9 protein-coding genes are annotated in these 11,879 nt (G+C 34.0%); 2 read left to right on the top strand and 7 right to left on the bottom strand.

The window, feature by feature from the left end:
• The 5 genes from M983_RS00635 to ydgH form a co-directional block, all read right to left on the bottom strand.
• Positions 1-1,624, bottom strand: a 1,624-nt coding sequence (locus tag M983_RS00635) for a fimbria/pilus outer membrane usher protein (RefSeq protein WP_167348663.1), incomplete at its 3' end; no start/stop codon positions are given.
• A gap of 4 nt (positions 1,625-1,628) precedes the next feature.
• Positions 1,629-2,294 carry a fimbrial biogenesis chaperone gene (locus tag M983_RS00630; protein ID WP_066745461.1) on the bottom strand — a complete coding sequence of 222 codons (666 nt, stop codon included), beginning with the start codon at positions 2,292-2,294 and terminating at the stop codon, positions 1,629-1,631.
• Between the two features lie 25 nt (positions 2,295-2,319).
• Positions 2,320-2,877, bottom strand: a complete 558-nt coding sequence (locus M983_RS00625; RefSeq protein WP_066745459.1) for a fimbrial protein — start codon at positions 2,875-2,877, stop codon at positions 2,320-2,322.
• Positions 2,878-3,296: 419 nt separating this feature from the next.
• The gene (locus tag M983_RS00620) at positions 3,297-4,691 is read right to left on the bottom strand and encodes a basic amino acid/polyamine antiporter (protein WP_066745448.1); all 1,395 of its coding nucleotides are present in this window, start codon (positions 4,689-4,691) and stop codon (positions 3,297-3,299) included.
• A gap of 269 nt (positions 4,692-4,960) precedes the next feature.
• Complete coding sequence (gene ydgH / locus M983_RS00615) at positions 4,961-5,914, bottom strand: DUF1471 family protein YdgH (RefSeq protein WP_066745445.1); 954 nt, start codon at positions 5,912-5,914, stop codon at positions 4,961-4,963.
• Positions 5,915-6,301: 387 nt separating this feature from the next.
• Here ydgH and pntA point away from each other — a divergent pair, with 387 nt between their 5' ends.
• Positions 6,302-7,831 carry a Re/Si-specific NAD(P)(+) transhydrogenase subunit alpha gene (gene pntA / locus M983_RS00610; RefSeq protein WP_066745443.1) on the top strand — a complete coding sequence of 510 codons (1,530 nt, stop codon included), beginning with the start codon at positions 6,302-6,304 and terminating at the stop codon, positions 7,829-7,831.
• An 11-nt stretch (positions 7,832-7,842) separates the two neighbouring features.
• Positions 7,843-9,231, top strand: a complete 1,389-nt coding sequence (gene pntB, locus M983_RS00605) for a Re/Si-specific NAD(P)(+) transhydrogenase subunit beta (RefSeq protein WP_066745440.1) — start codon at positions 7,843-7,845, stop codon at positions 9,229-9,231.
• Positions 9,232-9,308: 77 nt separating this feature from the next.
• On the opposite strand, the gene uspE is transcribed toward pntB, so the two are convergent.
• Positions 9,309-10,259: a universal stress protein UspE gene (gene uspE, locus M983_RS00600; RefSeq protein WP_066745437.1), complete on the bottom strand. Its 951-nt coding sequence runs from the start codon at positions 10,257-10,259 to the stop codon at positions 9,309-9,311.
• Positions 10,260-10,400: 141 nt separating this feature from the next.
• Positions 10,401-11,159 carry a fumarate/nitrate reduction transcriptional regulator Fnr gene (locus M983_RS00595; protein ID WP_066745434.1) on the bottom strand — a complete coding sequence of 253 codons (759 nt, stop codon included), beginning with the start codon at positions 11,157-11,159 and terminating at the stop codon, positions 10,401-10,403.
• Between the last annotated feature and the right edge of the window lie 720 nt (positions 11,160-11,879).

The raw sequence follows: 11,879 nt of genomic DNA, 5'->3' as shown, positions 1-11,879 counted from the left end.
TGAATCCGGATTTTTCTTTATCCTTATAGATGCTACGTATCATCATCCAATGAGAAGACCGTTGGTCAAGAGGATAATTTAAAGAAATATATATTTTTCTATCATGATTATAATAAATATTTTGTTTATCATGAAACTCAATAGAATATGAAAGATTCTTATAATCTGAAGCACCGCTAATGAAGAAATATTTTTCTTTATTCAGATAATATGAAGTTATGTTATACCCACTTCGTATAGATACACTATTAGTTAAGTTCTGTGATAAGATAAATCCGGATTCATATTTTTTATTATTTTCATAGGGTTTGTTTTTTAAATTATAAAAGGATGAGTTTAAAGATAAATTAGTATTAGTATAGGGTAAAGTTGTTGCATATTTGACATTATATAAAATATATTTATCATTTTGTTTCCAATTAAATTCTAATGAAATCACTCCTAGTGCATTTAATCCTATGGTAGTTCCTAAAAAACCATCTAACGTTTTCCTTTTTTTTTCTAATCCGCTATAGATTGTTAATCTATTATTAACGCCATAAGATAAACTTATTTGTATCAATTTTTTTTTATTTTGATGATAGTGATCATTAATTAACCCTGCTGAAAAATAATAATTCCATTGCTTTTCTCTTAATAAATTGGGTGATAAAAAACTCCAAATCTTAATTTTACGTATGTTATTATTTTCTTCTTTAATAATAAGAGTAAGCTCACCATCAAATCCAATGGCTGGAATTTTATCAAGTATAAAAGGCCCTGGTGGCACAGATATTCGATATATTTCCATACCATTTTTTTCAATAATAATGTCGGCATAAGTGCTAGCAACATCTTTAATTATAGGTGCATAACCAGTAAAAGAAGGGGGGAGCATAGATGTATCATTATTCAATTGTATTCCTATCAATCTATAAGTATTTAAATTTGGAACATAAGTATAAAAATCACCTAATGTTAACGTTGAATTTAATTCTTTTAATGACCTGTAGATATACTGCTGTTCAATAGAGAGTTTGCGCTCTCTATTATTATAGTTTAAAGTTTGTCTAAATCGCCATAAATTTATATTTATACCATTATAAAGGACTAGGTTATGAAAATGTTCGCCAGATGAAGTGCCTTGCCTATTTTTAAAATAATTTCCATAATAATCATAATTTATAAAACTGGCATTGATACCATCATCCCAATTTTCTCTAAGAGTATCTAAACCATTATTTAAAGCAATAGTTGGAACTTTTAGAAAAAGTTCTTGGTTATTTAAATTGATTTTCATTTTAAATATATCGGCTAATATATTATGGTCAATAACATCTGTATTTTTTTTATTTTTTAACTCATCATAATATTCAGTTATTATACCCAAATTTTTTAATTGATGTAATGTTATTTCTGGATGAATTTTTTTTTCTGTATTTTTAAAGTATAAATCACAATCAAGCTTTTTTATATCATTTATATAAAATGAGATTTTATAATTTCCCTCAAGAAAATTTTCATTAATTAATGATGAGATATCAATGTCGCCTTTGAAGTTTTCAAGAGCTTGCAGATAATATTCATCAGCTTTTATATAAGAAGAAAAAACAAGAGATATTGTTAATAATGATATTTTTTTCATAATATTAGTCATTATCTATGGCATTAACATCAACTTTATTTCCATAGTCATTGATATAGCTCCAATTTAATCTAGTAGAGTTGAATGTAACTGTTCCTATATTTATTTCACTAAAAGGTGATATCATGATAGAAATATCTTTTTTAATTTCTTTTGTATAAATATCTAAGATAGTGAAGTAATAAGCTGAATCATTTTTAATAATTAATTCTCTTTTATTATTAAACGAAAAGGATATTTTTTTTGCTGCATCATCATGAGATTCAGTCAATCCATTAGGTCGATAAAATAGTTTAAAAATAGATTTAAAAGAAATATGAAGATTATTATTTTCAGATTTTACTAATGGGATTGATTTACTATTTAAGTAAAATATACTTTCGCGATCATTTTCTAATACTGGCTTTATCTGAGTTATCTTTAATATGGCATCTTGTGATGATTTTAATTTAAATAATGGAGGTGTAATAATAAAGGGACTCTTGTTTTCATTACCTTTCGTTATCCAATTTTGTATTAAAAAATCATCTTTTTCATTCTTATTGCTAATATTTATTATTATTTTATTATTTGATTCATTATAAATAAAACGTGTTCCACTATAAATAACATTAGCATTGGTTATAGAAGTGAAACACAGAATTATTATAAAGGAAATATAATTTTTCATTTAATAATCCTGTGTTTTTTATTAATTATTTATAAACGATATCAAACGTAGCTTGTGTAGTAACAATTCCAGAAGTTGGATTATTTCCTGTTGAAACATAGTTTGCAGTAAATTTATATATAGCTTTTTTATCCGTTATTTTTTTAGTAAGTGGTTTTGAACCATCTAGTTTTATAGATTCTTTATTTTCCAATTCATTAACATTAATGGTGATCCCTACATCCTTTGCAGCAGAAGGGCTAGTATTTAAGTTGAGCATTATATGGCTATGACGATCCATGACTTTATTAGATTTTAAAGTAACATCTACAGTTTTATTATTATCACCACAGTCTTGCAATATAATTTCAAATGGTTTGCTATTTTTACTAGTAACGTTTTTAGGTAGCATATTCAATTTTGGTAAATCAGTTTTATTTATTTTAGGAAGTTCAACATTGATGTTTTGTGTTAGTAAAGTACATGATGTTGAAAGGATTTCTCCGTTAAAGTTAATTGTACCTGATGAATTATTAGCCATTACATTAGATGTTGATAGTACTAATAATAATGGTGTGATAATTTTGAAGCTATTTATTCTCATTTAAGAATTCCTTTATTATATTGATAGTTAAAAATGTATTTTTAGCGAACTGGATAATAGATTATTTCCTAAAAAACATAAAGAAGATGCAAAACACCAAGTAATATAAAATATAAAGAGCTATATTCTATTTATTCTCCATTGAATGATTTTTACTATAGGCTAACGAGAGTAAATATAGATTCCTAAACTAGAATTATAAAAAAAGAAAACTTTAATAAGGTTTTTATTTTTTATAGATGCTGTTATTTCTATTAACTTACATTAGTTACAACATACAATAAGTGTTTTGTTAAATACCTTAACTAAGGAGCTTCTATTCTAAATAGCTTAACAGAAAAATAAAAATGGCAGGACTATAGTTATAAAAAAGCCCCGTAAAACAGGGCTTAATAGCACTTTTGAGCATGTGTTAAAAACTAGTTAATGGCGAGATAACCTAAAGCAGGAATTGCCCCAAATAGCACAAGTGAAAGCATTATTTTTTCACTAGTATGTAATGGGGGTTTGTTTTTATACTGACTACGCGCATATAGGAAAAGTAAAGCCCCTGGTGCATAAAGTACAACTGATAATAATAAATTAACAATCCCAGATGCATAAAGTAGCCATAATCCATAAACACTTGCAGGAATAGCAATTAGTAATAAAGCTTTACTTTTACGTGCTAATGCAACTTTAATTAAAAATGCGCCCACCAGAAAGTAGGGTACTAAGATCATCTCAGAAGCAATGGTCAATAATGTATTATAGCTACTTCCTGTTAACCAAATTAAAATTAACGATAATTGCACTGCAAAATTGGTAAACCATAAAGAAGATGATGGCGCATCATTTTTATTTTGTTTACTCAATTGTTTAGGAAAAGAGCGATGTAAAGATGCAATAAAAGGGACTTCAGCCGCCATAATGGTCCAACTTAAATAAGCTCCACATACTGATAAAATTAAGCCAGCGGCGATGATAATTTCACCAAAACTACCAATCAATTGCACTAATAAAGGTGCCATCGATGGATTTCTCATCGCTGCTAAATCTGATTGGCTGACTAAGCCTTGCGATAACAGTGTAACAAGAATATAAATAATCAAAGCTGTAACAACAGCTAAAATTGTCGCTAAGCCAACATCTCGACGATTTTTTGCTCTTGCAGAAACCACCACAGCACCTTCAATACCAATAAACACCCAAAGTGTAATTAGCATGGTATTTTTAACTTGATCCCACACTGGAACGCCCATTTCAATTCCTGTGAAATCAAGTGTGAAAATGTCCTTTTTAAATGCAAGTAGGGCGACGACAATAAATAAGCCTAATGGAATAAGTTTCGCGAGTGTCGCCATTAAATTAATGCTCGCTGCCGTTTGTACTCCACGTAATACTAAAAAATGAACAACCCAAAGTAGAATAGATTCACCAATTAAAGCATGCGCAGTGTTTCCATCACCAAAGATAATGTTTTCAGGTGTGTCTGTAAAAAAGCTTAATGCGGCAAAGACGATGACAAGATAAGAAACATTAGCAACAACAGCACAAACCCAATAACCCCATGCTGAGCAGAATCCAACAAATTCACCAAATCCTTCTTTGGCATAAGTAAATATGCCACTATCTAAATCAGGACGTAAACGAGAAAGCAACAAGAGTGATATTGCTAAAAAGAGAATGCCAATTCCGGTAATAATCCAACCAATAATAAGCGCTGCAGGGCTTGCAACTTCAGCCATATTTTGAGGAAGACTGAATACACCTGCACCAACCATAGAGCTTAAAACTAACGCGGTGAGTGACATTAAACCAAGTTTTTTATTCAAGGATAACTTCCTATGTGATTAAAATGGTAAACAAATAGCGTAATTTCTTGTTTTTGGTTTAATAAACAGAATAATTATAAATATCTAAATTTAAGACAAAGACAAAAACACTAAAAATCAGCGAGATTTTACGTAGAGTTAATATGGTTGTCTATGCATAAAATCATAAAATCTATGCATGCTGTGAGTCATTGTGTTGAAAGGAGCTAGATAGAAAAGAATAAGAAAAAGACTTTGCCTTAGCAAAGTCTTTTAATAAAAGAAGAGTATTATTTAAAGAGTTCAGCTGTAATTGTTACGTTGCCGCCATCACTTTGCCATTCACGGGTGATATGATAGTACTTAGCACCTTTTGCAGCAGCACGTTTAGCAACCTGGTAAGAAACTTCTGGTGAGTTGGTAAAATAACCACTGAATGTAATGGTATCAAACGGTTCCATTAATGCCGCAGCTGCTTTATTGACTTCTTGAATTTCTTGTCCATCTGGTAAGGTTACAGTGTAACGTCCACTTGCTCCTGATGATTGTGTATCAGTAAACTGACCTACACTTCTATCAAAGTCAGTGTTTGAAGCCAACCCGGGTTTTTCAACTTTATCAGCAGCTTTACCGCCTTCAGCAATAAGAGCTCGACCTGCATCTGAATCATAAGGAACAACGGCTTCTGGAGCCTGAATTGCTCTTTTAGGTGCATCTTTTTTGTAAATGTAGGCTGTCACTTCTTGGTTGCCACCATCATTTGTCGCGACATTACGGACAATAAAGAAAGAGGCAGCCCCTTTTTTAGCAGCTTCTTTTGCAATTGCTTCATTAATATCAGGCGTCGTTGGATAGTAGCCACGAATGGAAACAGTATCAAAAGGCTGTAATAGGATAGCTTCAGGCTTTGGTAGTTCTTTTAATCCATGGAAAACACGATATTCTGGTTCTTCTGCTTTAGGTGCATCTTTTCGGTATACATCAGCTGTTACGCTCATGTTGCCACTATCGCTAATATCATCTAAACCTTGAATATAAAAACTATCAGCACCGATTTTGTCAGCACGGCGGGATACCGCATCAGCTGCTTCATAAATCGCATTAAAGCGACCGATAACTGTAATTCTTTCAAATGGTTTTAGCTCTGCCGCTTGTTCTGGAGTCAGTTCCTGAGCAGCCTGCGCAACAGTGATATTAGTTAAAGATAACATCGCTGCTGCGATGACTGAGGTTTTCAGCTTCATACAAAATCCTTCCGCCTTGCGCAATTAATATTGGTCATGTGCTGAACATCGTGGTTTATCACATAGGGCGTAATTATTACATGTAATAATAGCATTTGTCGCATTATTTTATTTAGTGATTAACCAGTGGAACATATGACCAGTATATGGTACCAGATATTTACCTGAATATAGTGAATAATTCATTAATATGCCATTTCGACTAAAATGATCCAATTAAGTTCAATTTTAGCTTTACTCTGAACTAGATTATTGGTTTTATTTTCAGTAGTTTATTAGAACTCCGATTAATAGCATGAAAACGATAACTTTTTACACGCTTTTTTCAAATTTATGACACTGACGAGAAAATTTTAACAATTTTCGTATGGATAAGAAGGACTAATTATGCGAATTGGAATACCCAAAGAGCGACTTTCTAACGAAACAAGAGTTGCAGCAACACCCGCTACAGTTGCTCAACTTATAAAGTTAGGTTTTACAGTCGCAATTGAAAGCGGAGCTGGTATAGCATCCAGCTTTGAAGATAGCGCTTATGAGAAAGCAGGTGCTGAGATTGCTAACGATAAAAATATTTGGCAATCAGACATTATTTTAAAAGTGAATGCACCGGTTGATGAAGAAATTGTACTCTTAAAAGAAGGCTGCACGCTAGTCAGTTTTATCTGGCCTGCTCAAAATGAGGCATTACTCGCGAAATTAGCTGAAAAAAACATTAACGTTATGGCCATGGATAGTGTGCCACGTATTTCTCGTGCACAATCTCTCGATGCGTTAAGCTCAATGGCGAATATCGCAGGCTATCGTGCAGTTGTTGAAGCTGCTCATGAATTTGGTCGTTTCTTTACAGGTCAAATTACTGCAGCAGGAAAGGTACCACCAGCAAAAGTAATGGTGATTGGTGCAGGTGTAGCAGGGCTTGCTGCTATTGGTGCTGCTGGTAGCTTAGGCGCTATTGTTCGAGCATTTGATACTCGACCAGAAGTCAAAGAACAAGTGCAAAGTATGGGCGCTGAATTTCTTGAGATTGATTTTAAAGAAGAATCTGGTAGTGGTGATGGCTACGCAAAAGTGATGTCTAAAGCCTTTATCGATGCTGAAATGACGCTTTTTGCAGAGCAAGCAAAAGATGTTGATATCATCATTACAACCGCATTAATTCCTGGTAAACCAGCACCCAAGCTTATCACCAAAGAAATGGTTGATTCAATGAAACCAGGAAGCGTGATTGTCGATCTTGCTGCTCAAAATGGCGGTAATTGTGAATACACTGTTGCAAATGAAATTTTTACCACAGAACATGGTGTAAAAATCATTGGTTATACAGATTTAGCCGCACGCTTACCGGCTCAATCTTCACAGCTTTATGGTACTAACTTAGTTAACTTATTGAAATTACTTTGTAAAGAAAAAGACGGCAATATCAATATTGATTTTGATGATGTTGTTATTCGTGGTGTTACTGTTATACGTGATGGTGAAGTTACATGGCCTGCACCACCAATTCAAGTATCAGCGCAACCGAAGGCCGCCCCTACAACTAAAACACAGGAGAAACCTGTTACTAAGCTGATGTCTCCTTGGAAAAAATATGGTTTATTAGTTGTTGCTTTTCTCTTATTTGCTTGGCTTGCTAATGTGGCACCAAAAGAATTTTTATCACACTTTACCGTTTTTGCGCTGTCATGTGTTGTAGGCTATTACGTTGTTTGGAATGTTAGCCATTCATTACATACACCATTAATGTCAGTCACTAATGCTATCTCCGGTATCATTGTTGTTGGGGCTTTATTGCAAATAGGCTCTGGTGGTTGGGTGAGCATTTTCTCATTTATCGCCATTTTAATTGCAAGTATTAATATTTTTGGTGGGTTTACTGTTACTCAACGTATGTTGAAAATGTTCCGTAAAGGATAAGGGAGACAATTATGTCCAGCGGCGTAGTTACAGCGGCATATATTGTCGCCGCAATATTATTTATTTTTAGCCTTGCAGGGCTATCAAAGCATGAAACCTCGAAACAAGGTAATTATTTTGGTATCGCAGGTATGGCTATCGCGTTATTCGCGACAATTTTTGGTCCTTATGCCGGTAATGTAGGCTGGATCATCGTTGCTATGGTGATTGGTGCTGTTATTGGTACACGTTTGGCTAAGAAAGTCGAAATGACACAAATGCCAGAACTTGTTGCTATCTTACATAGTTTTGTAGGTTTAGCAGCGGTTTTAGTCGGTTTTAATAGCTATCTTGATCACAGTAGTGCGATGGATCCTGTAATGGCGAATATCCATCTCACAGAAGTCTTTTTAGGTATATTTATTGGTGCGGTAACCTTTACAGGTTCGATTGTTGCTTATGGCAAATTAAGTGGGAAAATGTCATCTAAACCAATGATGTTACCTAATCGTCATAAGTTAAACTTAGCAGCGCTCGTTGTTTCATTTTTACTAATGATTTGGTTTGTTAAAACTGACAGTGTTGGTTTGCAAGTATTCCTTATCATTGTGATGACAATAATAGCATTAGTCTTTGGTTGGCATTTAGTCGCTTCTATAGGTGGGGCTGATATGCCAGTTGTTGTTTCTATGCTGAACTCTTATTCAGGATGGGCAGCCGCAGCCGCAGGTTTCATGCTAAGTAATGATTTATTAATCGTGACAGGGGCACTTGTGGGTTCTTCTGGTGCAATCCTTTCTTACATTATGTGTAAGGCAATGAATCGCTCTTTTATTAGTGTTATTGCTGGCGGATTTGGTACTGATGGCTCGGCATCTAGTGAAGAAGGTGAAGAGGGTGAATATCGTGAAACAACAGCTGAAGAAGTGGCTGACATGCTGAAAAACTCAACATCAGTTATTATCACTCCAGGTTATGGTATGGCGGTTGCTCAAGCGCAATATCCTGTACATGATATTACAGAAAAACTTCGCCAACGTGGTATCAAAGTCCGTTTCGGTATTCATCCGGTTGCTGGTCGTTTACCAGGACATATGAATGTCTTGTTAGCAGAAGCAAAAGTACCTTATGACGTGGTATTGGAGATGGATGAAATTAATGATGATTTCTCAGATACTGATACAGTACTCGTTATTGGTGCAAACGATACAGTTAATCCAGCAGCTCAAGATGATCCTAATAGCCCGATAGCAGGAATGCCAGTATTAGAAGTCTGGAAAGCGCAAAATGTTATTGTCTTTAAACGCTCAATGAATACGGGATATGCAGGCGTACAAAACCCACTGTTCTTTAAAGAAAATACACAAATGCTTTTTGGTGATGCTAAAGCAAGCGTAGATGCTATATTAAAAGCACTGTAATTTTTAAGATATAAAAAAACACCCCAAAGTTCAATATTGTCTTTGGGGTGTTTTATATATAATAAATTAAAATCAAATTACGCGTTATCAGTATCAACAGTGATAGGACATGTAAATCCATCAGGTTTAATTGCTAATAAGTCACATTTTATATGGTCGATCAGCTGTTCTGCTGTATTACCTAAAAAGGCCGCAGATAATCCGGTTCTTCCTAAAATACCTAATACCACTATACCCGCATTAAGTTCCTCACACATTTGAGGGATAACTTGTTCTGGTAATCCTTCTTTAACATGTGTTTTTTCTTCAGGAATTGCAAATTGCTGACGTAATTCTTTCATTGCGATTAGATGTTGTCCACGTAATGCATTGTTATAGAGGTTTGGATCAAAATCAGGGAGTTCAATGGCAATATTAATAGGAGCAACAGGATAAGCACTAAGCAGGTGTACATCAGGATCTTTTTGAATACGATGAGCTAGATCCGTTGTTAACTCAATTAATTTCAAATTGAGTGCATCATGGTAAGATTCTTCATTCGTTAAATTAGTGGCAACAACGATAGTGCCATATTCAGGCCATACCTTATTTTTTACCATCCATACAGGGCAAGGACATTTTCTTAATAATTGCCAATCAAGAGGCGTAAAAATCAAGGAGCCTAATTTATCATTTTGATGAGCCATTTTTAACAGCACATCATGTTTAGCTGCAATCACTTCCTCAATAATCGCTTCATAAGGGCGACTATGCCAAATCACTTTGATATCAATATCAATACCAGCTTCAAGATAATAACGAGCTTGTTGCTTTATCCAAGCAGTTTTTTGATTAATAACACCTTTACGCATGGCATCTCGTTCATCGGGGGATAAAAGGGTTGTCATGTCATATGAGAGATCGTAAACAGGTAGAAAAGCTTTTATCCGCCCACCATTACGCTGAACGATATAAACAGCACGACGTAGTGCTGGTTGGTCATCTTGGTTAGGATCAATGACAACGAGAAGGTTCTGGTATTTTTCCATTGCGATATCCTCTTTTGGGCTGGATGTATCCATCTACAACTTTAAAGATAACCTAAGAAGTACAAATGCAATAGTATAAAATAGAAAACGGGACACAATTTTTTGCATCCCGTTATAAATAATGTGGGCTGAGTATTTAAATTAAGCTTCAGTAGAAGAGGGCAATTTACCTGCTAATTCACTTAATAATGTGCCATCTTCTATTGTGATATATTTACCTTTAACACTTAACATACCACTTTTTTGGAAGCGACCTAATAAACGGCTAATGGTTTCTACAGTAAGCCCTAAATAGTTACCGATATCACCACGAGTCATCGTTAAACGAAATTCACGAGGTGAGAAACCACGCTGTGCGAAACGACGAGAAAGATTATAAATAAAAGCGGCAAGGCGTTCTTCTGCATTCTTTTTAGATAACAGTAAAATCATCTCTTGGTCACCTTTGATTTCGCCACTCATCAGACGCATCATTTGTTGACGTAAATTAGGCATTTTACCTGATAAATCGTCTAAGGTTTCAAATGGTATTTCACAAACCATAGATGTTTCTAAAGCTTGTGCAAAACTTGGGTGTTCTGTGTTAATAATGGCATCAAACCCAACCAAATCACCGGCTAAATGAAAACCAGTAATTTGTTCGTCGCCTTCTTCGGTAATGGTATAACTTTTAATTGTACCTGAACGAATGGCATAAAGTGATTTTAGCTCGTCACCGGCTTTAAACAGAGTTTGGCCTTTTTGAATAGGCTTTTTACGCTCGATAATATTATCGAGTTGATCAAGCTCGTGCTCGTTTAAAGTAAACGGGATGCAGAGCTGGCTAATACTACAATCTTGACAATGGATTGCACAACCGCCAGATTGGATTCGGCGAACGACGCGTTTTTCTGGGATCATAAGCTTGCTCATTACAAATGAAAATATTGATATGCGTCAATTTTAACACATACTGCTGTAATTAGTAAGGGGAATAAAGGTGCGCAAGAAAATATTTCTAAATGTGTTAAACCATTTATTTTGATAAAGACAATGTTTAGCTTTAAGTATATTTAAAAACACATTTCGATAACCCTATACTTGCGGGTATACTATTCGATTTTTTAGTCTAGTCATAGAGCAATCACTAAAATATCCTTGGTAAACATAAAAAGCGAGCTCATCTGTAAAGAATAACACCCTTCATATTAATTTGTTTTTTAGTTATTTATCTTAAAAATTATGTTTTTTTATGCAGTTATTCTTATTCTTTCAAAAAAGACTTTATCAAATTAATCAAGTGTATTTTTGATACAACTTAATGCTTATTTGCATAATCCAAGCTTATTGCATGGCTGGGCTCATATAAGAAATCTATCAATATAGAACCTTTTGTGGACTATTAAGTTGTATTGATATGAATCAATCAATTTTTTATTTTAGCACGAAATGCGCAAGACAACTCAACTGTAAACTAAGAGGTAATAGTGGTGGTTTTACTGTACTAACAAATGTATAGCAACTCAGCTATTTTATTTTAAAAAGTGGGTGGGGTTTATATCAATAAATGATGCGATAACATTCCTGTATTCTTTACTGATTGCGTATAATGTTACTCTTAGATTAAGCGTTTTTGCGTGA

The organism is Proteus myxofaciens ATCC 19692 (assembly GCF_001654855.1).
In the GTDB taxonomy this organism is placed as follows: Bacteria; Pseudomonadota; Gammaproteobacteria; order Enterobacterales; family Enterobacteriaceae; genus Proteus; species Proteus myxofaciens.
The sequence above is the reverse complement of the archived record's forward strand: the minus strand, read 5'-3'. Positions and strand labels throughout refer to the sequence as shown.